The following is a 24,698-nucleotide window of genomic DNA, read 5'->3' as shown; positions in this document are numbered from 1 at the left end:
CGCCGTCGGGCGTTCCCGGTGACTTCGGTTGTCGCCGTCGGGTGCGGGTGTCGGGTGATCAGTTGTTGTCGAGGATCTGGTGCAGCGCGGCGGCGAAGGCGTCGGGTTCGCCGTACTGGCCGTGTTCCCCGCCGAGGAAACCGGTGTGATCGCCGGGCACCAGGGTGTGCTCGAAGCCGTTGGCGGCGAAAGCGTCGGCGGCTCGGGCGGCGAACTGCTGACCGGAGGTCGCTCCGGTAGCGATCACGATGCGTGTCGTCGAGGCGTGCAGGGCGGCGATGTCGTGTTCGTAGGCGCTGCAGGTGCGCATGTTCAGTCCCAGTAGCGGATTGGTGCGTGAGCCGTTGTCGTCGGCGGGAAGTCCGAACATCGCCGGATCCGGTGCCGGGCCGTCGAGGTAGTCGGCAGGCAGTGGACCCTGCTGGGAGACCAGCGCGATGAACTTCGCCATTGCCGGCCCCTCCCCGTCGGCCTGGTAGGTGTCGGCCATGTCGGTGACCACCGCCAGCACCGTCTCGCGGTCGGGCAGGAATTGCGCGGTCGGCGGCTCGTGCGCGACCAGGGTTCGTACGGCGGGTCGGTGACGGGCGATCCAGGCCAGGGCGTTGACCGCGCCACCGCTGGTGGCGAATACGTCCACCCGGTCCAATTTCGCGTCATCGAGCACCCGCTGCAGGTCGGCGGCGTGCTGGGCCGGATCGGTTTCGCCGACCGGGTCGGCCAGCGGGCTGCGGCCGGTGCCACGCGGGTCGTAGGTCAGCACCGTGCGGTCGGTGAAATGCCCGGCCAGCGTGGCGAAAGCGGCGGCTTCCATCGGTGATCCGAGGATGAACAGCGGGGGGTGCTCACTCGGACTCGTAGCGGGGTGGATGTCGTAGGTGAGGGTGGCCCCGGGGGCGTCGAGTGCGCGGGTTTCGACAGTGGCGGGCATCAGCGGAATCTCCTTCAGGTCGCGGGATCGTACTGAGTAGACGGTGCGGCTCGCCCGAACTCATCGCAGCGCCGACGTCGCACGACCTCGAAATCCTTGATGCCGCCCTCCCCGGCGCGGGCCTCCTCAGGTCACCAGTTCCATCAGGCCGCGGGGATCCCACGGCATCGGACCGGTCGGGAAACCGAACCGGACCACTCGGTGTGGTGGGGCCGCCTCGACGTGCGCCACCGCGGGGGGAAGGAAACCGCCGAGCATCTTCTCCAGCACGGAGTTCAGCCCGGACAGGCGGGGCCGCAGCCGGATCTGCCAGCAGTCGATCCGCCCCGCCGGGACGTCGACCACGGTGCGTTGCTCGACCTTCGCGCTCAGCGGAATGTGCACCGAGAAGGCGAGCCACAGGGCGATGTCCTCCTCGACGCCCTCGGTGAAGTCCAGCCCGCGCAGCAGGGTCAGGCCGCCCGCGAGCGGCATGAGGTCGGTAGGAAAGGGGGCGACGCCGCCGCCGAACTGCAGGTGGCTTGTGCCGAGGAAGTCCGCTTCCTCGCGGCTCACCACCGTTGCGCCGGAACGGGTTTCGGCGCGGTAGTTGGCGGCCCGGATGCGGTCGCCCGCGCGCTGGAACCGCTGCTCCACGGTGATCGTGAAGGTGCCGTCGCCCGAGCCGGCCTGGACGATCGAACGGTAGCCGTCGCCGTCGTGGCCGATCACGCTGACCAGGTCGAGCGTGGGCGGCTGGTCCGCGACGCCGACGGTATAGACGGATTTCTCCCCGTCGGGAATGCCCGGGTCGCGAAAGATGGTGTCGATCATCATTCCTCCCGCGCGGCCGCGTCGAAGACCGCCGCGAGCCGCGCGACATAGCGTTCCACGGAACTGTGCGCCACCGGGGTGTCCGGGTAGATGACGCTCAGCGTGGTCTCCGTCGCCAGCCGGTTGATCCAGATCAGAACCTGTTCGGACGCGGCGCGATTGGCGTACAGCCCGCACGACGCCATGTCGAAGAACTCGTTGCCGAGCAGTTCCCTGGCATCCACGTACGAGATCATCGGGCAGGACCAGCCCGGTTTCAGGTCCAGGTCGGAATCGGCGGGCAGCAGTTCGACCACTCGCTGGAACGAGGTGGGCGCCAGCCGGAGCCCGTTCTCGTAGGCGTGTTGCGCGAGTTTCACGACCCGGTCGAAGGAGGTGGCGCCGAGCGGGAACGCCACCGGCAGCAGCGTCACATACCAGCCCACCGACGCGCGTTCGGCGGCGGTGCCGCGGGTACTCACCGGTGTCATGCCGAAGTAGTAGTCGCTGTCGACGAGTTCGCGTTCGGTCAGCGCCGCCGCGGCGAAGATGCCGCCGACGAACTCCGCACCGTTCGCGCGGCAGCGCCGCTCGAACCGGGAGGCGGTGTTCTCGTCGAACAGCGTCACCGTGCGGTGCGCGCTGCGGTTGTAGATATCGGTGCGCTTGCCCAGATCCAGCGGGAACGACGGCAGCCTGCCCTCGTTCCCGCGGATCAGTTCCAGCCACTTGCGCACCCCGGGCGAGGTGAGGGACATCTGCCCGGTGTATGCCCGCTCGACCGTGCAGTAGTCGAGATAGCTGGCCGCGGGGGACAGCATGTCCGGGGCGTCGGGCCACACCTCGCGGGTGTAGAGCAGCGCGAGGTCGAATCCGGACAGGTACTGCCCGAACCCGTCGGTGTGCAGGTGATCGACCGCGAGGTAGACCGTGGTCGAATCCTCGCGCTCGATCGTCCCGAAGGTGAAACAGTCCCAGTCGAACGGGCCGGGCGTGGTCTTCTGCACGTGGTCCCGGACGGTGCGCGGGTCGTCCACCCGCCCGCAGTCGACCGGCACGAATTCGACATCCGCCTCGGGCACCAGGTGCCGCTCGATCGCGCCGCCGGCACCGATGCGGAACCACGTCCGAAAGGTGTCGTGCCGCAACAGGAACGCGTTGACCGCGCGGGTCATCGCCTCCCGGTTCAGGTCACCGGTCGGGATCTCGGCGGTCACCAGGCACAGGCCGGAGTATCGGAACTCCGCCGCGGCGTGCTGGTCGGCCAGCCGCAGGTACTGCTCCTGCTGGTGCGAGGGCGGGGCCGGGTGGGCAGGCGCAAGCCGGGCGCGCGCCACCGATTCCGGTGACGCCACCCAGCTGGTCAGCCGGCCCGGCGCCGGTTCCCATTCGTCGATCAGGCCGAAATCGACCATGGCGCAACCTCGTTTCGAGAACTGCCGGTCACGATGGGGCTCCCACCGGAACCGGTTCGGCCGCGCCGTTCGGAGCGGCCTCGGCGACCAGCGCGGCCGGGTCCGGCAGCGACTGCCCGTTGGCGGATTCCGCGGCCAGGATCAGCTCGGCCACCTTCGGACCGGCCTGTTCCAGGCTGAACGACCGGCCCATCTGCAGCGACATCAGGTCGATGCCGAGGGTCTTGGTGACCCGCGCGCCGAGTTCCACCGCCATCAGCGAGTCCAGGCCGAGTTCGGGTACGGGGACGGTCATGTCGATGGACTCGACCGGCACACCCATGACCACGGCGAGCTCCTCGGCCATCTTGCGGGCCACGAAGGCGCCCCGTTTGCCCTCTTCGATCGCGGCCACCTCGGCCCGCAGCTGGGCCAGTTCCGAGGTGTCCTTGGCGGAGACCTGCGCGAGCGCGATGGTGCGGCCGGTGCGGGTCAGCTGCGGGAAGGTGCCGGTCAGCTTGGCCCAGTCGGTCGGGATGATAGCGGCACGCGAAACGCCTAGGCGCAGCGTCTGTTCCAGATACGCGGTGGCGTCGGCCATGTCGATCGGGTCGAAGCCGACCAGATCGAGGTACTTCACCGCCGTCTCGTCGGCGGCCATGCCGCCGGTCGCGCCGGACAGGTGGCCCCAGCCGATGCACAGCGCCCGCTCGCCCGCCCTCGCCCATTCCTGGGCCAGGGTCTCCACCGCGACGTTGGCGGCGCAATAGTTGTACTGGCCGTAGATGCCGTACATGGAACCGCCGGAGGAGCAGAGCACGAACATGTCCGGCCGGATCCCGGCCTCGGACACCGCCTGATGCAGCACCCGCGCGCCGTGCACCTTGGGGCGGTACACGATGTCGAGTTCGTCGAATGTCATGGCGGCCAGGCGATTGTCGGCGACCGAACCTGCCGCGTGGAACACCCCGCGTAGCGGATGTTCGGCGGTGTGCGCCCGACCGACGATCGCGGCGATCGCGTCCGGATCGGTGACGTCGGCCTGTTCCTCGATCACCTCGACGCCTGCCGCGCGCCACGCCTCGAGCTGCCTGCGCGCTTCCTCGGTACTCGCGCCACTGCGCCCGACCAGCACCAGCCGCCGCGCCCCGCGCAGGGCCAGCCAGCGCCCGATGGCCATACCGAAGCCGCCGAAACCGCCGGTGACCAGATAGGTTCCGGCCTCGTCGATCTCGACCTCGGGCAGGTACGGCCGCACCGCGGGCAGCGCCGAATCCATCCGCAGCGCGATCCGGTTCAGGCCGGTCGAGCGGATGGTCTCCTCGAACGCGCTCGCCACGTCGTCGGTCTCGAACAGGCGGTAGGGCAGCGGTGTGTAGGTGCCGGCCAGCACCTTCTCGTAGACCCGCTGTAGCAGCGTGATCAGCCGCTGCGCGTCGACCGCGACCAGGCGGTCCAGGTCCATCGAGTAGTAGGCCACGTTCTTGTCGAAGTTGGCCAGCTCCAGCAGGCCGCCGGTGTAGATGTCGGCTTTGCCGACCTCGACGATGCGACCGAATTCGGCGACGGCGTTGAAGTTCTGCCGCAGGATCTCGCCCGGCGCGCTGCTCAGCACCACCTCGACGCCCTTGCCGCCGGTCAGCGCCAGCACCTCGTCGACGAAGTTCAGCGAGCGCGAGTCGATCGCGTGATCGGCGCCGAGCGCGAGCACATGCGCCCGGCGTTCGTCGGTGCTCGCGGTGCCGATGATGCGCGCCCCCCGGTCCTTGGCGACCTGGATCGCGGCCGTGCCGACACCGCCCGCGGCGCCGTGGATCAGCACGGTCTCTCCCGGTTCCAGCCGGGCCAGATCCCGCAGCGCGTATTCGGCGGTGCCGAAGGCGATGGTGCTGGTGCAGTATCCGGGATCGGCGTCCGGCGGCAGCGGGATGGCCCGCGTCCGGTCGACCACCACATAGCGTCGCATCATGCCCTTGGCGGCGATCGCGACCAGGTCACCCACCGCGAGGTCGGTGATATCGGGGCCGACCCGCACCACCTCGCCGACACCCTCCATACCGGGGACGGTGCCGAAGTAGGTCGGCGCGAGTTCGCGTTCGCCGAGCAGGCCGATGACCTTCAGCGGGTCCTTGTAGTTCAGGCCGATGACCTTCATCCTGACCTCGAGCTGTCCCGAGCCCGGATCGGGGCGCGGGCACTGCCGCCAGGCCAGCGCGGACAGCAACCGGGTGCGGGGCATCTCCAGCGTGAAATTGGCCTCCGGGTCGGTCAGCGGCTCGGCGGTGTCCAGCGCGTCCAGGCGATCCGGCAGCGGTTTGGTCACCAGCGGGGTCCAGCGGGTACCCGAACGCAACGCGACCTCGTCGGTGTTATCGGTCCAGAACGCGCCCGGGACAGCGAGTTCGGTGACCAGCTCGGCCGTCTCGGTCTCGGGCTCCACGTCGATCAACCGCCACCGCAGCGTCGTCTGCTCGTTCAGCAGCACCCGGTGCGCACCGGCCAACGCGGCCTGCTTCGAGTCCGCCGGGGCCGGGTTGTCCGGCACCGCGAACGCGTGCTCGGTCACCAGGGTGACGTGGCACTGGCCGTCGTCGAAGACGCTCCCCGCTCCCTGCTCGGTGTCCTCCGGGTGCGCGAACGCGTCGATGGCGACCGCGACACGCTCGAGCGTCCACAGATCGGCGACATCGTCGGCGACGGAGCCCGCGACCACGACGACGTGCAGCCGGTCCCTGCCGTCGGCCCTCGCGGCCTCCAGCGTCGCGGCCAGGCCGGCTTCCGGCTCCTCTCCTGGCAGCCCGGCCAGGTGCAACCGCGCGCCGGGGATCGCCTCGGCCAGCGCCTCCGCGCGACTGTTGGCGCCGCCGAGTGCGACGACCACCGTGCTCACCGAATCCTGCGGCAACGCAGTGGGATCGAGCGGATCCCGCTGCTCCATGGTCTCGGTGTAGAAGAAGTCGGCCATCCGGCGCATGGGGTCCTGGCCCGGCGTGAGCGCGCCGATCTGCAGGCCGCTCAAACGCATCACGAGGTTGTGGTCGTCGTCGAGCAGATCCACGTCGGCCCGCAGCCTGGCCCCTGGATCGCGCCGGGCGACCACGGTGATCCGCTCGGGCAGCGGCGCGACCAGCCGCGCGGCCGCCACGCCAACCGGCACCAGAGTGCCCTCGTCGACCCGGGATTCGGCGAACAACAGGGCAGCGGTCTGCATCGCGGCGTCGACCACAGCGGGATGCGCGAGGTGGCCGGAGTCCACGGCGATGCTGCCGTCCACCGTCGCCACCACCGCGTCCTTGCCGACCCGCGCGGTGATCACGCGCTGGAAGGATGGGCCGTACTGCAACCCCGCCGCGGCCAGGCCGGTATAGAACATCTTCGGGTCGACGTCGACGCCGACCTCGATATCGGGGACCTCCACCTTGGTCTGCTTGTGGCTGCCGGTCAGCGTGCGACCGGAGGCGTGCAGGGTCCAGGCGGTGCCGGTGGCCGAGCGGGAGCGGATCAGGAAGCGGCCGCTGGCCTCCTCCACGGTCAGCGCGACCAGCGGGACATCCGGCGCGCCCATGATCAACGGCGCCACGAAGCGGACCTGCTCCAGCGCGACGCGTTCGACGCCGAGCCGTTTGGCGGTGGCGCTCAGCGCCGCGTCCAGATACGCGGCGCCCGGCATGATCTTGATCCCGTTGACCACGTGATCGGCCAGCCACGGCAGCAGTTCGGTGCCGACCTGGAGTAGCCAATCCGGCCTGCCCTCGACGTCCGGATCACCGAGCATGGCGTAGCCGCCGGGGGTGCCGAGGCGGGCCTGCTCGAACAGCGGCAGCGGCGAGTGCAGCCGGGTCCGCTGCCACGGGTACCGAGGCAGCGGCACGTGCGCGGTGGCGGCCCGATCGGCGGGGAACAGCCTGTCGAGGTCGAGCACACCCGCGCCGTACAGGCCGATGAGGCAGCGCCGGATGCTGTCCGAGTCGGGCTGCTTGCGATCCAGCGTCGGCACCGTTGTGCCGTTCACGTCCGCGCCGAGCAGCGTCTCCCTGATGTTGCCGGACAGCACCGGGTGCGGCCCGACCTCGAGGAAGACCCGGCGCTGCGCGATCAGCTTGGTGATCGCGTCGGCGAAGCGCACCGGCTCGCGCACGTTGGCGCACCAGTACTCGGCGTCCCAGTCCGGGCCGAGCACCTGCTCGCCGGTGACCGAGGAGAACAGCGGAACGGTCGGCGTCATCGGCTCGAGCTTCGCCAGCACGTCGCGCAACTCGTCCAGGATGGGGTCCATGAGCCGGCTGTGATACGGCACCTCGACCCGCAGGCGGCGCGCGAAAATGCCGTCCTCGGTGAGCTTCTCGGCGATCTCGTCGAGCCGGTCGACATCACCGGAGAGGGTCAGTGAACTCGCGCTGTTGATCGCGGCGATATCCACCCTCGGATCGTCGGCGACGAGTTCGCGGGCCTGGTCGGGCGACATGCCCACGGCGAGCATGCCACCGGAACCGGCGGTACTCGCCTGCAGCCGGGCCCGGTGGTACGCCACCAGCACCGCGTCGCGCAGCGACAGCATGCCGCTGATATAGGCAGCGGACACCTCGCCGACGCTGTGGCCGACGATGGCCGCGGGCTCGATGCCGTACTGCGCGAGTTCGCGCACCAACGCCACCTGCACCAGGAAGTTGGCGGGCTGCGCGACCTCGGTGCTGGTGACCCGCGACTCCTCCTCCGGCTTCAGCAATTCCTCGATGATCGACCAGCCCGCGACCGCGCGGAACTCGTCATCGATCTGCTTCGCGGTATCGGCGAAAACGCCTTCGGCGGTGAGCAGTCCGCGCGCCATGCCCCACCACTGCGGGCCCATGCCGGAGAACACGAATACCGGCTCGGTGGTCCGCGCCACGATGGTGCGCACGGCGTCGCGGCCCTCGCCCCCCGCGAAGGCGCGCAGGTCCCGGACCAGGTCGTCGGTGTCGCCGAGCAGCATGCCGGTGCGGTACTGGTGGTGCGCCATCCGGGTCCAGGCGGCCTCGGCCAACCGCTCCGGTTCCGCGCCGGCGGCGATCAGGTCGGCGAACCGGCCCGCCAGCGCACGGGCCGCGCCGGTGCTGCGCGCCGAGATCGGCAGCACGCCGTAATGTTTCGGCTCCCGCGCCGGTTCGACGACCGTGGCGGGCTTGTACTCCTGCAGGATTGCGTGCGCGTTGGTGCCGCCGTAGCCGAAACCGTTCACCGCGACGGTCATCGGCGGGGCGTCCTCGGGCAGCGGCTCGGCCTCCAGTTGGACGTGCAGGCCCAATTCGTCGAACGGGATGTCCGGGTTGGGTTTGTCGATCCAGCCCTGCGGCGGGATGGTGCGGTGCCGAATGGCCAGCGCCGCCTTGATCACGCTCGCGATACCGGCCGCGGCCTCGGTGTGTCCGAGGGTGGACTTCACCGAACCGACGCCGAGCGTTTCGGTGCGTCCGGCCGGAGCGCCGAAAACCCGCCCTAGCGCGCGCAATTCGACCGGGTCACCGACCAGGGTGCCGGTGCCGTGCGCTTCTACGTAGGTGATCGACTCCGGCGGCAACCCGGCGCGGGTGCACACCGAACGCGCCAGCGACTCCTGGGAATCGGCGTTGGGCACGGTGATCGCGGTGGTGCGGCCGTCCTGATTGGAGCCGGTCGCCTTGACCACGGCGTAGATCCGGTCGCCGTCGCGCACCGCGTCGTCGAGCTTCTTCAGCACCACCATGCCAGCGCCCTCACCGCGGCCGTAGCCGTCGGCGGAGGCGTCGAAGGATTTGCAGCGCCCGTCGGCGGCGAGGAAGCCGCCCTTGCACATCAGCACGAAGGTCTCCGGCTGCAGCATCACGTTGACCCCGCCCGCCATCGCCACCTCGCAGTCGCCGTTCTCCAGCGCCTGACAGGCCAGGTGGAACGCGACCAGCGACGACGAGCACGCGGTGTCGACCGTGAGCGCGGGCCCGACCAGGTTGAGCGCGTAGGCGATCCGATTGGACAGCATGGTGTACGACGCGCTGGCCGGGGTGTGCATATCGGTGTGGAAAAGCGCCGGGCCGACCACGCCGATCACCGACTGGTCCACCACGAAACCGCCCACGTAGACGCCGACCGACCCGCCTGCCGCGTGCCGCGCGATCCCGGCGTCGTCGAGCGCCTCCCAGGTGACCTCGAGCATCAAACGCTGCTGCGGGTCGAGCACGGTGGCCTCACGCGGCGAGATGCCGAAGAAGTCAGGGTCGAACGCCCACGGATCGGTCGTCATGAAGGCGCCGCGCTTGGTATAGCTGCGGCCCGGCGTGCGAGGTTCCGGGTCGTAATAGCGGCGGTAGTCCCAGCGATCGGCGGGCATGTCCACCACGCCGTCACGTTTGTCCAGGACGAATTCCCAAAATGTGTCGGGCGAGTCGATTCCCCCTGCGAATCGGCACCCTATGCCGACAATTGCGATATCCGACATGCACATCCTCCCGAGCCGGATTGGTTTGAGCGCCATCGATTTCCGGCGACTCGTGAATTAGGCCTGCGCAGCTGGCGATGGCCTCAGCGTAACGGTCATCACAGGGGGCGCCACATGCTTCAGGGACACTTCACAATTCGATCACGTTTCGATTGTGGAATCTCGAACCCGTCGAATCAGAGGCTGTGGAATCGATTGCGGTTGCTTATGTTTCAAGTGTCCGGCGACCGGTGCCAGATCAGGATTCTCGGTAGGGAGGCGGCATTGTTCGGCGAGTTCACCCGCTGGATCGATCTCATCGTCCGGCGGCGGTTCACCGTCATCGCGGTCGTGGTCGGCGGCCTCCTTGCGCTCGGTGTCTACGGCCTCGGGCTCAACGATCACCTCAGCGTCAGCGGGTGGGACGACCCCGGTTCGGAATCGGCGCGGGCGGCCCGGCTGCGGGACGAGGGGTTCGGCCACGACCACATCGCCGACGTGATCCTGCTGTTCCACGCGCCCGCGGGCAAGACCATCGATGACCCGGACTTCGCCGCCACCGTCGTCGACCACCTGAACAGCCTGCCGGAACGGTTCCCGGACCAGATCGCCAAGGTCAACGGCACCTATTGGGCGACCGACACCGGACTGGCCGTACCGGACGTCTTCGGCAGCGAGCAGCGCGATCACGCCTTCGCCTCGGTCGCCATTCGCGGCGCCGACGACACCACGGTGCTGAACAACTACCGCGAGGTCGCCGATGAGTTCCCGATACCGGGCGTCGACATGGAGGTCGCCGGCGGGCAACCGGTCGCGCTCGCGCTCAACGACACCATGGCGCACGATCAGCGACGCATGGAGCTGGTCGCGATCCCCGTGGTGGCGGTGCTGCTGTTCTTCTTGTTCGGTGGGGTGGTGGCCGCGGCGCTTCCGCTGATCGTCGGCGGGCTGACCGTGCTCGGGGCGTGGGGGATCGTCCGCTTCCTGACCACCTTCATGGAAGTGAATTCCTTTGTTTCCCCTGTGATTTCGATGATCGGCCTCGGCCTGGCCATCGACTACGGACTGTTCATCGTGAGCCGGTTCCGGGAGGAGTCGGCCGCAGGCCACGAGGTGCCGGACGCGGTGCGGCGCTCGGTGGCGACCGCCGGTCGCACCGTGGTGTTCTCCGCGACCATCGTGGTGGTCGCGTCGGGCGCGATTCTGCTGTTCCCGCACGGCTTCCTGCGCTCGTTCGCGTTGGGCGCGATGGTGACGGTGGCGCTGGCGGCGACGCTCTCGGTCACCGTACTGCCCGCCGTCCTGGCCGTACTCGGTCGGCGGGTGGACTGGTTGGGCTTCAACCGGTTCCACTCCCGCCGGGCGGACACGGACCAGCGCGACAATCCGTGGGGCCGGATCGCCGGGTGGGTCATCCGCAGGCCGATCGTGGTGGCGGTGCCGGTGGTGGCGATCCTGGTGGTGCTCATCGCCCCGGTGCGCGAGGTCGCCTTCGGCACAATCTCCGAACGCTTCCTGCCGCCGGAACATCCGGTGCGCACGGCGCAGCAGCACTTCGACGAGATCTTCCCACTGCGCCAGATCAATCCGGTCGACCTGATGGTGATCACGCGCGATACCGCCGACATCGACGCGGTGGTGGACACGGCGAGCCGCGCCCCCGGCCTGAAGGCGCCGTTCCCGGACGCCGTGCAGGCACAGTCGCAACTGGGCGTCTTCACCACCTCGACCGTGGTGCGGGACGCGCACGACGCCGACGAGACCATCGACTACCTGCGTGCCATGCCGGTGCCGAAGGGCACGATCGTGCTGGTCGGCGGCCAGCCCGCGGTGGAACGCGACAGCGTCGACGCGCTGCTGGACCGGATGCCGTGGATGATCGCGCTGGTCTTCCTGATCACCACGGTGCTCATGGTGCTGGCCTTCGGCTCCGTGGTGCTGCCGTTGCAGGCCGGGATCCTGAACCTGCTCGGGCTCGGTTCCACACTCGGCGTCCTCACCTGGATCTTCGTCGAAGGGCACGGTGCCGGGCTGCTGAACTTCACACCGCAGCCGATCATGGCACTCGTTCTGGTGCTGATCATCTCGGTGATCTACGGCCTCTCCACCGACTACCAGGTGTTCCTGCTGGCCCGCATCGTGGAGGCGAGGGCGAACGGTGCGACGACCACCGAGGCGGTGCGCACCGGTATCGCGCGCACCGGGTGGATCATCACCGCCGCGGCCCTCATCCTGCTCGTGGTGTGCGGCGCCTTCGCGTTGTCGGAGCTGGTCATGATGCAGTACATCGCGATCGGCATGGTCACGGCGCTGTTCATCGACGCCACCATCCTGCGCATGCTGCTGGTGCCGGCGACCATGAAGCTGTTCGGCGATGCCTCCTGGTGGGCTCCGGGTCCGCTGCGCCGCCTGTCCAAGTTCGGTGAGCCGGACGGCGCCGTCACCGAGGTCGCCGGGGCGCGGACCGAATCCGCCGAGGCACGTGGCGAATTCGAGGAATCGCTGGCCGGGGTGGGTGAATCTCGGTAGCGTACGGGACCCGCCCGCGGCGAGTGGTGAGCGGTGGCGAGCCGAACACCGAGTCCGGCTGACGTGCACGGCCGTTGGGAACAGGACGCGCCTTCCGGCGCGGTCAGGCCGCGGTGGCCCGGCTCCATGGCGTCGCCCCGAGCGTGGCGCGGCGATCGGGCAGCGCCAGGGTGAGCACGCCGAGCCCGATGGCCGCGACGGCGATCGCGGAGAGCATGGTCATGCTGCCGGTCAGCGTGTGCGCGCGGAAGAAGAGCGCGCTGAGCACCGCGAGCCCGACCGAGTTGCCGATCTGTTCGACGGTGGGCAGCAGGCCGGACGCCTCATCCATATCGCGGTCGCTCAATCCCGCGAGCATGATCGGCTGCAACGGGACGCCGAACACCCCGACCCCGAAGCCCGCCAGGAACACCGGTCCGGTGACCAGCGCCAGGTTCACCGCACCCGAGCCCACGTAGAGGTACCCGACGCCAACCGCGACCCAGAAGCCGAAGAAGGCGACCCCGGTGGCGAGCGCGCGAATACCCCAGCGATTCACCAGAATCGGGGAGAGGACGGCGCCGACACCCGCGCCGACGGCGAACGGGGTCATGGCGATCCCGGTGCGCAGCGCGGAGAACCGCAGCACGTCCTGCAACAGGATCGAGACGGTGAACACGAACGCGGTGAACAGTCCGAAGAAGATCGTCACCAGTACCGAACCGACGGCGAACCCCTTGTCGCCGAACAGATCCAGCCGGACCAGCGCGACGCCGCCGCCCCGCCGGGTCGCCCGTTCGTAGGCCACGAACAGCCCGCCCAGCGCCAGCGCGGCCACGACGTAGATCCCGTGGAGCGGCCGCCACCCCGCCTGCTGGCTGTCCGCCAGCGCGAAGAGCAGCAGGAACAGCGCCGCCGTGGCGACCACGGCGCCGCGCAGGTCCAGCGGCGGGCGTTGCGGCGCCGGCCCGAGTTTCAGGTATTTCGCGGCCAGCCCGATGGCGAGCACACCCAACGGCAGGTTCATCAGGAAGATGACGTGCCAGCCGAGCCCGAACGGGTCGAGGGTGATCATCGCGCCGCCGAGGATCGGACCGAGCATGCCCGCGAAACCGGCGGTCGCGCCGTAGACGGCGAAGGCGTACGGCTGGTGATCGCGCCGGAAGGAGGAGGTGATGACCGCGATGGTCTGGGCCGCCATGCCCGCCCCGGCCACGCCCTGGACGATCCGGGCGAGCACCAGTTCCATAGCGCTGGTGGACATTCCGCACCACAGCGAGGCGGCGGTGAAGGCCGCCGCCGACCACAGGAACATCCGGCGGCGCCCGGTGATCGCGCCGAGGCGGGCCGCGGTGAGCAGCACGCAGGCGAAGGCGAGCGAGTAGCCGGCCACCACCCACAGCTGCTGGGACCGGGACGCCCCCAGCTCGGCGGTGATCACCGGGAGCGCGGTGTTGACGATCGTCACGTCGATCATCTGCATGAACACCGAGATCAGGCAGGCCCCGAAGGAACCGAGGGCCACCGCGGCCTCTCTGCGGGTCAATTCAGAGCCTCCTCGAACATCGGCCAGGATTTGTGCAGATCGTCTTGCCAGTAGCCCCAGGAGTGGGTGCCGGTCGGCCGCAGATCGAAGGTCGCGGCGATCCCCGCCGTGCGGAGCCGCTCCTGCAACTGGCGCGTGCATACGTTCGCGACCACCTCCAGTGGGGCCCCGAACAGGAACTGGTAGAGCAGGTGTGTGACCTCGCCGCGCGCGCCAGCGAGATTGTCGTTCGGCCCCGGCAGGCCGGTTCCGGTGGAGACGTAGACGGCGGTGCCGCGCAGCTTGTCCGCTTGCAGATACGGGTCCTTCGCCCGCCAGGCCGGATCTCCCGGCGGCCCCCACATATTGGCGAGGGTGCCGCGCTGGGTGGTGACCACAGCCCCGACGATGGCCTGGCCCGCGGGGTCGCTGGTGCGCACGCAACCGCTGTAGGAGCCGATCGCCCGGTAGAAACCCGGTGCTGCCAGCGCCAGCTGGAACACCGAGGTCCCCGCCATCGACACCCCGGCGATGGCGTTCGCTCCGGTGCCGTCGAACGCGCCGTCCACGATCGGGGGCAGTTCCTCGGTCAGGAAGGTGGCCCAGCGCTGCCTGCCCAGCACCGGGTCGTCGGCGCGCCAGTCGGTGAAGTAGCTGCCCGCCCCGTCCAGTAACACCACGACGTTCACCTGCTTGGCGGCGAAGAAATCGGCGAGATCGGTGCGATCGACCCAATTCCCGTCCGAGCCGCCGCTGGAACCATTGAGTAGATACAGCGTCGGCGCGGGCGAATCCGGGTCGGCCGCGCGCAGCAGCGTCATGCGCACGGTCCGGTCCATCGCAGCCGAGTACACCTCGAGCTGGGTCTGCCTGCCGGTCCCCGGCCGGATCTGCACAATTCGCGAGGCGTCCGCCGGTGCGGGATCGGCGTGCGCGCTCGTCAAGACGCAGGCGAGAAATAGCGAAGCGGCGAGCAGTACCGCGCCCGCCCGCCGCAGCTGTTCCGACATATCGACTCCTGGTCCCGGTGGGACGACTCCGATTCGCAGTCAAGAACATTCGCGTGCTGCCGCGCTCGATAATCGAGCAATCTTGTGGTCGTTACCAATTGGTCCTGGCGTGTGTAGATCGGGTTCCCAAACCGGGGAGGGCCGCGAGGCGGTAAGGCGACCATCCGAGCTCGATTCGCGTCGGTGGATTCGAGTACGGGTCTACTCGTGTGGAGCGTGGCGGTTCGAGCCGACGATAGAGGTGTTCGGAGGGAACGCACGCAGATCTCGGTTCGGAAGGAAATGCGATGTTCGAGGCAGTACAGATCTTCTGGTCACCGGCCGGTGTCAGCATGCCCTCGCTCGACACCAAAACCTTGATCGACATCCATGACGGGGACACCCCGAGCATCCGGATGCCCGTGCGAATGCTGTCGATCGACACTCCCGAAATCACCGCCGGATCACAACAGGGCGCCGACAGAGTGGACGAGAAGTTCGCCCAACTCGCGCAGTGGATTCAGCAGCGTCCGGCCGACGTGCCGGTATCGCGCCGATTCGCGGAATTCCTGCTTCCGAAGCTCACCACCGGCAAGGCCGGGACGCTGCAGTTCGCTCAGGGTACTCAGGCCGCGGATTTCGCCAAATCGAATGCCGCGCAACGATTGACACGCCCGGACGGGAGCAAGCGGTCGCTCTTCGTCCGCACCGCGGACTCGCCGTTCGACACCAATGGCCGCCTCCTTGCCTACGTCGCCCCGAACTATTCGAAGTCCGAACGCGAAACTCTGACCCGCGAGCAGCGCTCGACCTTCAATCTCGACATGGTGCGCGCGGGTTGGGCCGTGCCTTTCATCATCTACCCCTCGATACCCGGTGAGCTGGATCTGCCGCTGTTCCTCAGCGCGGCCGATGAGGCGGTCACCGCCGGTGGCGGGATCTGGGATGTGCCCGAGACGATGCCGGCATACGAATACCGTTCGGTCGAGCGACTGTTCGGCATCGCCAGGTCGATCATCGTCGACGGCAAGCCGGTGTCCGATCCATTCGGCTGGCGCGAGCGGTATTGCGTCGACATACGAACGAGAGTGCTGGTCGGGCCCGAGGACTACTTCGACATCGACCCGATCTATCGGCTTTTCCTGTGGCCGGCCGATGTGCGTGATGCCGTCAGCAGACTCAACCTGACGCCGTCACCCAGGCTGGTCGGCATCCGATAGCCGGGGGAGCCGATCAGCGGCGAACCGATCGCGCCGTCAACGCGGTGAGCGCCTGCTTGGTCTTGGTCTCGCCGGTCGCGACGCGCAGACCATGGTGACGTACCGCGGTCTCGAATCGGCGTTGTCGGTCGAGGGCGCGGTCTCGCACCTCGGCGTGTGACTCACCGCGCTCGGGGGTGACTCGCAGTGACAGTTCGAGCAGATCGAGGTCGGCGATTCTCCAGCGCTCGGCATCGACCTCGAGATCACCCACGCGTACCTTCGTCCACTTCGTCGACGCGATCGGGCCCATGACCAGGAGGCGGTCGACCGCTACGCCCGGTGGTGTGCAGCTCACCAGGAACTGGCGCTGGGCGGGGTCGAGGACGGTGGTGACGTCGGTGCCGAGCATCGTGGCGGCGCGCAGGGATCCGGCCGGTCGCTCGCTGATCGCCGAGGCGGACAGCACGCGTCGTTCGGCGTTCCAGTCTTCTTCGATGCGGTACCGCAGCGCGTCGTCGGCGCGGGGGGCGGTCCATCTGCCGACCAGTTGCGCCGGCAGGCAGGGGCGCAGTTTTACGGTCAGGTCGTCGTTCTCTCCGCTGCGTAACCGGATGACGATCCGGCTCGACAGCAATGTCGGCGTTGTGCCGGGATCGACGGGGTGGGTCTCGGCGAACCAGATGCGACGGTCGATCGCCGGACGGCCCGTACATCCGAGCCGGGTCAGTGCCGCCGCGACGTCACCGTCGAGGTCTACCTTGATTTCGATCGGACTGATCATCCGAGCGCCCTTTCCTGCTGTTTGCCGCGAACGGGTCCCGCTGTCCGGCGGCACCGTCGAAGACAGCGTGGTCCAACCGTGGCCGCCCGGGCGCGCGTACCGTCCTACCCGATTGCGCGCGGCGGCATCGGCAGCCGCGCGGCGGTGACGGCGTGACCGCGATAACGGCAGCGCCAGCCCGTTTGCCCGGAGCCGGACGGGTCGCCCGTGGTGGTGCCAGCGGGCCGACACCTCCGCCGCAGCGATCGAGGCTTGGGGTAGCCCACTACTCGTGACGGGTGTCTCGCCACCCCGGAGACTGGCATTCGATTCGATCTCGGGCGCGTCGCAGGTCGCGCCAGCCACATGGAGGTTCTTTCATGGTCAGCGCGAAGTCGACATGTCCAGCGCGGGGGACCACTCCGCGGCCGCCCCCGCCCCCGTCGTCGCGTCGCCTGCGACCTGTCACCCGGCTGTTGGTGGTGGCCGCCGAGGCGCTCGACCGCACCGTCGGCTGGTTCCGGTTGCCCACCCCGGTGGGATTGGCCGTCCTCGTCGGCTTGCGCAGCCGACTGCGTGCCGAGAATCTGTTCGACACCGGTCCCCATCCGGACGGATCGCTGCCGACCGACGGGTCTGCCGCAGGCGAACACCGGCGCGCGCGAACCATCGACGGGACCTACAACAGCCTCGCTGATCCACGAGCGGGTTCGGTCGGCTGCCGGTTCGGGCGAAACGTCGCGCTGGAGTACACCTTTCCCGAGGACTCCGATCGGATACTGGTGCCCAACCCGCGGGTGGTGAGTCGGGAGCTGTTGACGCGTAAGCGTTTCGAACCGGCCACCACGTTGAATCTGTTGGCGGCGGCCTGGATTCAGTTCGAGGTCCACGATTGGCTCAGCCACGTCGAGTCCGACGTCGAGCCATTGACCGTGCCGCTGGCCGATCAGGATCCGTGGCCGGCGCACCCCATGACGATCCCGCGCACCCCCTCGGTCCCCAGTCCCGAACCCGGCGGCCCCCCTACCTACACGACCGAGGAATCCCATTGGTGGGACGCTTCCCAGATCTATGGCAGCACGGCGAAATTCGCCGACGTGCTGCGGACGGGGGAGAAGGGGCGAGTCGAGGTCGACGAATTGGGACTTCCGCCGCTGGATGTGGAAGGGCTACTGGAGTCGTCGAGCACCGCGGCCAACGCCTGGGTCGGCCTCGCTCTACTGCATTCGCTGTTCATGCGCGAACACAACGCGATCTGCGAGCGCCTCACCCGCCGCTACCCCGACATGAGCGATCAGCGACTCTACGACACCGCTCGTCTGGTCAACTCGGCATTGATCGCCAAGATCCACACCATCGACTGGACACCGGCGATCATCGCTCACCCCACCACCGTCGTCGCCATGCGCGCCAACTGGTTCGGTCTCATCGGTGAGCGGATCGCCCGCCGATTCGGTCGCCTCAGTGGCAACGAAGTGCTGTGCGGCATACCGGGTTCCGCCGTCGATGACCACGGCATCCCGTATTCGCTGACCGAGGAATTCGTCGCCGTGTACCGGATGCATCCCCTCATCCCGGATGACCTCGCGATCCGCAGTCTGGCCGACGACAGCGTCGTCGCCGAGCATCCGTTGCCCGATCTGGGGGTCGCCCACATCCGTGAGCGTCTGGCCGAGACCCCGATGGACGCCTTGTTCTACTCGTTCGGCCGCGCCAACCCCGGTGCGCTGACCCTGCACAATTACCCGGTCCACCTGCAGAACCTCGCGCGCCCCGGCCACCCGCTGATAGACCTGGCGACCGTGGACATACTGCGGGTCCGTGAACGGGGAGTGCCGCGCTACAACGAGTTCCGCCGCCACCTGCGGCTCCGGCCCGCCGTGTCGTTCGAGGAGTTGACCGACAATCCGGTGTGGGCGCGCGAACTCGAGCGGGTCTACGGCGATGTGGAAGACGTCGACCTCATGATAGGGCTCTACGCCGAACCCAAGCCACCCGGATTCGGCTTCAGCGACACCGCATTCCGGTTGTTCGTGCTCATGGCGTCACGTCGGCTGTCGGCCGACCGATTCTTCACCACCGACTTCCGTCCCGAGATCTACACCGAGGCAGGTATGTCCTGGGTACGTGACAACACCATGCGCAGCGTCCTGCTGCGCCATTTTCCCACCTTGGCGCCCGCTCTCGATGGCGTCACCAACCCCTTCGCTCCGTGGCGAACCGTCGGATCCGCCGCGGGAGCGGGAAAGGAGACGACCGCGATGACCGACCTGGCAGCCTCGCGCCCGACCGCGCAGTCCTACCTGCGCTACCGCGACGACCTCGAACAACCACGTCCCGACGAAGAACAGGATATCGACAAGATCATCGCGGTGCTGCGCGCCAACAACGAACGCGCCTTCCGCAAATACAAGCACGGGGTGCGCGACGCGCACGCCAAGAGCCACGGCATCCTGCGCGGCGAACTCGTCGTCCACCCCGACCTGCCGCCCGAACTGGCTCAAGGCCTGTTCGCCGCCCCCGCCACCTATCCCGTCGTCGCCCGGCTGTCGAGTACCTCGGGAGCGATCCGCAGCGACCAGCTGCGCGGCGTGCGCGGGCTGGGAATCAAGGTCCTCGGTGTGGACGGGCCACGCGCGTTGCCCGGCGACGAGGCCACCACCCAGGACTTCATCATGGTCACCCACCGTGAATTCCTCTTCGCCGATGCCCACGCCTACTACACCAGGGGAATGCCCACCGCATGGGTGCTGGCCCGCTTGCCCGATCCCGTACTGCACACGGCCAGCACCATCCTCTCCGCGCTCGACGCGCACGTGTTGCGGCGTATCGGACGTCCCCTGCCACCCAACCTGGGCGTGTTCGTGCGACCCAACACCCACATTCTGGGAGAAACCTTCTACTCCTCGGCGCCCCTGCGCTACGGCGACTACATCGCCAAGATCCTCTACACCCCGGTGTCACCGGAAGTCCGCGCCCTCACGGGCCGACCGGTGGCTAACGACGCGGGCGTCAACGCCCACCAGGACATGGTCGTCGACTTCTTCGCTTGCCACAGCGCCGAATACGAGCTGCGGGTGCAGCTGTGCACCGACCCCGACACCATGCCGATCGAGGACGCCACCGTCGCCTGGCCCGAAGCCCGATCACCGCACCGGACCGTCGCGACCATCCGCTTCGACGTCCAGGACCCCTACACCCCGCAACGACGGGCCTTCGGTGACGACGTGCTGTCGTTCAACTCCTGGCGTGGCCTCGCTGTCCACCGGCCGCTGGGCTCGATCAACAGGCTCAAGCAGCGCGTGTACGAGGCGTCGAGCAACTATCGCCACCACGTCGACAACGCGCCCCGCCTCGAACCCACCCCCGACCAACTCCCGCGATGACCACCGCGCCGCCCGTGTATCCGCCCGCGCTATCGGCGGCAGGAGTCCGCGTTGGTGCCGACGTAGTGCGTTCGCCAGCGGAAACCTGTCGCAACGTCGGCGGGCGAGATCTAGAATTGTTGTTCATGGGGGACCGCTGGCAGCTCCTCGATCGCCCGGTCGAATACCAGGCCGTTCGCACGGCGTTGACGAGCGGCGGTGTCGGCGGTGTCGGCGGTGTTGTTCTTGTCGGCGCCGCCGGGGTCGGCAAGACCACCCTCGCCCGACTCGTCACCTCGGCCCTGGACGCTCCCGTGCGGTGGATGGCATGTACCGAGTCGTCACAGGCCATTCCCCTGGGTGTTTTCGCGCCGTGGATCGCCCCGACCGCGTCGCGCGACCCCATCGCCCTACTCGGTTCGGCCAGGGAAAACCTACTCGCCGAACAAGACACCGTGATCGGCGTCGACGACGCGTACCTACTCGACAAACTCTCCGCGACCCTGCTGCACCAGATCGCCGTCGACCGCGCGGCTCCTATCGTTGCCACCGTCCGCACCGGCGAACCCGTCCCCGACGCGGTCACGTCCTTGTGGAAGGACGGCTACCTCGAACGCATCGAACTGCGACCACTGACCAAACAACAGTGCGTGTGTCTCGTCGAGACTGTCCTGAGCGGCACCCTGGAAGGCCTCAGCGCCGACGTCATATGGGAGTCGTCGGGCGGAAACCCCCTGTTCCTGCGCAACATGGTCGAAGGCGCCGTCGAGGCGGGCACCCTGACCGAAGTCAACGGGTTCTGGCAACTGCGGGGCCCGACCGCTGTGCCTTCCGGGCTGGTAGCGCTGCTCGAAGGCAGGCTCGCCCGGGTGGGTGAGCCCGCCCTGGACACCCTGAAGATGCTGGCCCTCTACGAGCCACTCGACATCGACGTCCTCACCGACCTCGTCGGCGAGGACGCCGTCGACGCCGCCGAGATCTCCGGGCTGATCCGTACCAGTCGCGACGGCTGGTGCGTCAGCGCCCGATTCAGCCACCCACTGCTCGGTGACGTCGTGCGCCGCCGGATCGGTACCGCCGCCGCGCGCAAGCGGCGCGGTCGCATCGTCGAGATGCTGCGCGACCAAGATCTCAGCACCGCCGCCCACCGGATCCGGTTGGCCCAGTTGTGTGTCGACAGCGGCCAGCCGATCGACAACGATCTGTTGATCACCGCGGCCAAAGACGCTGTCGCCCTGTCCAACCTGCCCCTCGGCGAACGTCTCGCGCGCGCGGCCTGTGACCGCGGCGGCGGACTGCCCGCAGCCGAACTGCTCTCGCGCGCCCTGCTGTGGCAGGGGCGACCGCTCGAAGCCGACGAGATCCTCGCCGACTTCGATCCCGATCGCCTCGATCAACTGCAACTCGTCCAATGGGGCATCCCACGCGCGAGCCGGCTGTTCTGGTCCCTGGGTGATGTCGAACACGGCCGCGAGATACTGGATCTGCTCGGCGACCGGGTCGAGCATCCAGCGCTGCGCCTGATCATCGATGCCGTGAACGCGGCGATGGCGGTGCACGAGAACAAGATCGCCATCGGTATCGAGGCCGCCGAATGTGTACTCGCCGACCCGAGCTCCCCGAAACAAGCTGTCGACTGGGCCGCGTTCGCCCTCGGCCTGGCGATGCCGGTCGCCGGGCGCGGCGCCGACTTCGCGCCGATCGCGGCCCGCAGCCGGGCACAGCAGAAATCCACCGACGGCATGATCCGCGTCATGGTGCGCTACGGCGATGTGCTGGCACTGACACTCATCGGCGAACTCGACCTGGCCGAGCAGCGGGCCATCGAATACAGCGAGTTCTCCTCCGCCGCACAGTTTCTCGGCTGGGCGATCGCCAAAATCGCATGCGGTGTCGTCGCCACCTATCGTGGCCGCTTCCGTGAGGCGATCACCTCGTTCGAACAAGCCCTGGCCGCACTGCACGCCGAAACCTCACTGCCCTGGAAACTTCCGGCGCAGCTACTCCTTATCCGCGCCTACGCGGCCCTTGGCGATGTCGAACAAGCCGAACGGGTCCTCGACGAGGCCGAAGAACACAGCGGACCACATCTGGCCCTGCACGAACCACAACGCATGATCGCCCGCGCATGGCTCGCGGCAGCCTCCGGCGGCCAGCACTCCGCGGTCGAACTCGCCCGCAAGGCCGCGGCCATCGCCCACACCGCGGGCCAATACGCGCTGGAAGCCGAAGCTCTGCACCACGCCACCCGATTCGGCGACCGAACCCTCGCGCCACGGCTGGCCTCACTCGTCGGCCGCGTGCAAGGGCCCGTCGTGGCGATCTATGCCCGCCATGCCGCCGCATTCGAACACTCCGACACGGACGCGCTTTCCGCGGTCAGCGTCGAGTTCGAGAACGCCGGACTACTACTGGCAGCCGCCGACGCCGCGGCGCAAGCGGTGCCGATCCACGACCATGCGGGCCAACGCCGACTCAGCGCCCTGGCCGCGGCCCGCGCCCTCGACCACGCCGCCCGGTGTGACGGAGCGACGACCCCCGCCATCATCGCCGCGGCTCACCCCCTGCCGATCACCGACCGCGAACGTGAGATCACCGCCCTCATCGCGCGTGGGCTGTCCAACCGCCAGATCGCCGAGCGGCTGTGCGTCTCGGTACGCACCGTCGAAGGCCACATCTACCGGGCCTGCACCAAACTCGACGCCGCCGACCGCGACCAACTCGCCGCACTGATCTGGGGCGACGTCGCACGATAGCCGCCCGCTTCGTGTTCGGCGCCGCGGGGGATCACATCGGGTACACGGGGTGCTTGCGTGGATTGAACTCCGGTCTGACCGGCTGCTTGTCGCGTAACAGGCGTAGGGCGTGCCGGATCTCCAGCCGGGTGGTCGCCGGTTCGATCACGGCGTCGATGTAACCGCGTTCGGCGGCGATCCACGGGGTGGCGATCGTCTCGTTGTACTGATTGACCATGAACTCGCGCGCCGCGGCGCGATGTTCCTCGGGGACTGCCGCCAATTGCCGCTTGCCGATGAGGTCGACCGCGCTTTCCGCGCCTATCACCGCGATCCGGGCGGTCGGCCAGGCGAAACTGATATCCGCGCCAACCTGCCTGGCGGCCATCATGCCGTAGGCGCCGCCGTAGGATTTGCGGACAACCAGGTTGATGATCGGCACCGTCGCCTCGATGATCGCGCGCGGGACCCGGCCGCCGCGGATGATCACGCCGTTGGCTTCCTGCTCGAGGCCGGGCAGCACGCCGGGGGTATCGACGACGAACACCAGCGGGATGTTGAACGCGTCGCAGAGCCGGATGAAATAGGTCGACTTGTCCGAACAGGCGGCGTCGATGGAACCACCCAGCACCAGCGGCTGGTTCGCGATCACGCCGACCGGGTATCCGTCGACTCTGGCGAATCCGGTGATCAGATTCGGGGCGAACGCGGCACGGATCTCGTGGAATTCACCGTCATCGAAGATCCGTAGCAGGATCTCGTGCATGTCGTAACCGGCGCGGTCGGAATCCGGGATGATCGTGTCGAGTTCCCGGTCGATCGCGGTGATCTCCGGCTCCAAGCCCGGGTTGACGATCGGCGGCTGCTCGAGACAGCTCGTCGGCATGTAGCCGAGATAGTTGCGGGCCCAGTCGTATGCTTCCTGCTCGGTGTCGGTCACATGATGCAGGGTGCCGCGCGTGGCCTGTACCTCGGCGCCGCCGAGCGCCTCGGCGGTGATGTCCTCACCGTTGACGGCTTTGATCACCTCCGGCCCGGTGACGAACATGTAGGAATCTTTGGTGCCGATCAGTACGTCGGTGTTGATCGGCCCGTACACCGAACCCGCGGCGCACTTGCCGAGGATGATCGACACCTGCGGCACATATCCGGACAGCTTTTCCAGCACTCGGGATATGTCGCCGAACGAGGCGATCGAACCGACCGCGTCCTGGATACGCGCGCCGCCGGAATCGTTGATCGTCACCACCGGACAGGCGTTGTCGAACGCGAGCTGCAACGCCCGCATGAACTTGCGGGCGGACGTCACACCAACCGACCCCCCGTACACCGTCTGATCGTGGGCGATCACTACCACCGGGCGGCCTCCGATCATCCCGCGGCCGGTGACCAACCCGTCGCCGTAGAGGGCATCCGGTTGGTCGGGCTGACGAGCCAGTGCACCGATCTCGATGAATGTGCCGGGATCGAGCAGCATGTTCAGACGCTGGCGTACGCTCGGAACGCTCTTCTTCTCCCGCTTGGCGATACCGGACTCGCCCGCTGGTTCCGCGGCGATCTCGAGAATCTTGACGAGTTCATCGAGCTTCGCCTGAGTATCGACCACGCTTGCTGCCACCTTCCAGACCATCTGTTGTGCTTGTGGCGATGTTAAGCGGAATCGACGCTGAACCAGTCATCGTGCTGGAAGCCCTAGACAGTTCACAGTCACCGTCGGCGTGACATTGCGTTCCGAGCGGTTCGAACACAAGTCGGGCCGCGCCTGTGCGGGAACTCCGACCGCCGAGCGGAGCGTGCCGCACGGCCCCGCCGAAGCTCGAGCAGAAGAGGTTGCCCCTTCGCCGAGCGCGCGCCGTGGGCCACCACGATTCATAGCGGATAGGTTGTGCAGTGAATTAGCTAACACCCGCGAGTCGAAATGTCTGGATTTCGCGATCGGCCCAGCCTCTCCGTGTCGTCGAGTTCTAAGTTAATGGGCGTTCTCGAGGTGGCGACGGTCGGCGGCGGTGAAACGTCGGTTACCGGCCGGCGTTGTGCGCCGCGTAGCCATCGCGGTCGGACCTGCGG

Annotated in this window: 12 protein-coding genes and 1 pseudogene; 5 read left to right on the top strand and 8 right to left on the bottom strand. The window is 68.2% G+C overall.

Annotated features, from left to right (window positions below):
- Positions 1-58: 58 nt before the first annotated feature.
- The 4 genes from ABZS43_RS23845 to ABZS43_RS23830 all read right to left on the bottom strand — a co-directional run bounded on the left by ABZS43_RS23845 (position 59) and on the right by ABZS43_RS23830 (position 9,568).
- Positions 59-931: an alpha/beta hydrolase gene (locus ABZS43_RS23845; protein ID WP_355038155.1), complete on the bottom strand. Its 873-nt coding sequence runs from the start codon at positions 929-931 to the stop codon at positions 59-61.
- Between the two features lie 126 nt (positions 932-1,057).
- A complete protein-coding gene (locus tag ABZS43_RS23840) occupies positions 1,058-1,744 on the bottom strand; it encodes a hypothetical protein (RefSeq protein ID WP_355038154.1) in 687 nt (228 codons plus the stop codon).
- The gene (locus tag ABZS43_RS23835; protein ID WP_355038153.1) at positions 1,744-3,138 is read right to left on the bottom strand and encodes a condensation domain-containing protein; all 1,395 of its coding nucleotides are present in this window, start codon (positions 3,136-3,138) and stop codon (positions 1,744-1,746) included. Before ABZS43_RS23835 ends, ABZS43_RS23840 begins: the two co-directional genes overlap by 1 nt.
- Positions 3,139-3,166: 28 nt before the next feature.
- Positions 3,167-9,568, bottom strand: coding sequence for an SDR family NAD(P)-dependent oxidoreductase (locus tag ABZS43_RS23830; RefSeq protein ID WP_355038152.1), 6,402 nt, complete (start codon positions 9,566-9,568; stop codon positions 3,167-3,169).
- Between the two features lie 264 nt (positions 9,569-9,832).
- On the opposite strand from ABZS43_RS23830, the gene ABZS43_RS23825 reads away from it, so the two are divergent.
- Positions 9,833-12,076, top strand: coding sequence for an MMPL family transporter (locus ABZS43_RS23825; RefSeq protein ID WP_355038209.1), 2,244 nt, complete (start codon positions 9,833-9,835; stop codon positions 12,074-12,076).
- A 103-nt stretch (positions 12,077-12,179) separates the two neighbouring features.
- Here the strand turns inward: ABZS43_RS23825 and ABZS43_RS23820 are convergent, their stop codons facing one another.
- On the bottom strand, positions 12,180-13,601 hold the full coding sequence (locus ABZS43_RS23820; protein WP_355038151.1) for an MFS transporter: 1,422 nt from the start codon (positions 13,599-13,601) through the stop codon (positions 12,180-12,182).
- The gene (locus tag ABZS43_RS23815; RefSeq protein WP_355038150.1) at positions 13,598-14,590 is read right to left on the bottom strand and encodes an alpha/beta hydrolase family protein; all 993 of its coding nucleotides are present in this window, start codon (positions 14,588-14,590) and stop codon (positions 13,598-13,600) included. Before ABZS43_RS23815 ends, ABZS43_RS23820 begins: the two co-directional genes overlap by 4 nt.
- Positions 14,591-14,877: 287 nt before the next feature.
- On the opposite strand from ABZS43_RS23815, the gene ABZS43_RS23810 reads away from it, so the two are divergent.
- On the top strand, positions 14,878-15,789 hold the full coding sequence (locus tag ABZS43_RS23810; RefSeq protein WP_355038149.1) for a thermonuclease family protein: 912 nt from the start codon (positions 14,878-14,880) through the stop codon (positions 15,787-15,789).
- 13 nt (positions 15,790-15,802) lie between these two features.
- Here ABZS43_RS23810 and ABZS43_RS23805 read toward each other — a convergent pair whose 3' ends face one another.
- Positions 15,803-16,552, bottom strand: coding sequence for a hypothetical protein (locus ABZS43_RS23805; RefSeq protein WP_355038148.1), 750 nt, complete (start codon positions 16,550-16,552; stop codon positions 15,803-15,805).
- A 458-nt stretch (positions 16,553-17,010) separates the two neighbouring features.
- Between ABZS43_RS23805 and ABZS43_RS23800 the strand changes: the two are divergent.
- The 3 genes and pseudogenes from ABZS43_RS23800 to ABZS43_RS23790 form a co-directional block, all read left to right on the top strand.
- Positions 17,011-18,780: pseudogene (locus ABZS43_RS23800) on the top strand (peroxidase family protein); the annotation flags it as partial.
- 12 nt (positions 18,781-18,792) lie between these two features.
- A complete protein-coding gene (locus tag ABZS43_RS23795) occupies positions 18,793-19,917 on the top strand; it encodes a catalase family protein (protein ID WP_355038208.1) in 1,125 nt (374 codons plus the stop codon).
- A 125-nt stretch (positions 19,918-20,042) separates the two neighbouring features.
- A complete protein-coding gene (locus tag ABZS43_RS23790; RefSeq protein WP_355038147.1) occupies positions 20,043-22,652 on the top strand; it encodes a LuxR C-terminal-related transcriptional regulator in 2,610 nt (869 codons plus the stop codon).
- A 31-nt stretch (positions 22,653-22,683) separates the two neighbouring features.
- Here ABZS43_RS23790 and ABZS43_RS23785 read toward each other — a convergent pair whose 3' ends face one another.
- Positions 22,684-24,261, bottom strand: a complete 1,578-nt coding sequence (locus ABZS43_RS23785) for an acyl-CoA carboxylase subunit beta (RefSeq protein ID WP_355038146.1) — start codon at positions 24,259-24,261, stop codon at positions 22,684-22,686.
- Positions 24,262-24,698 lie beyond the last annotated feature (437 nt).

This window comes from Nocardia sp. NPDC005366 (assembly GCF_040606855.1).
GTDB lineage: Bacteria > Actinomycetota > Actinomycetes > Mycobacteriales > Mycobacteriaceae > Nocardia.
This window is presented reverse-complemented; position numbering and strand designations above follow the sequence as displayed.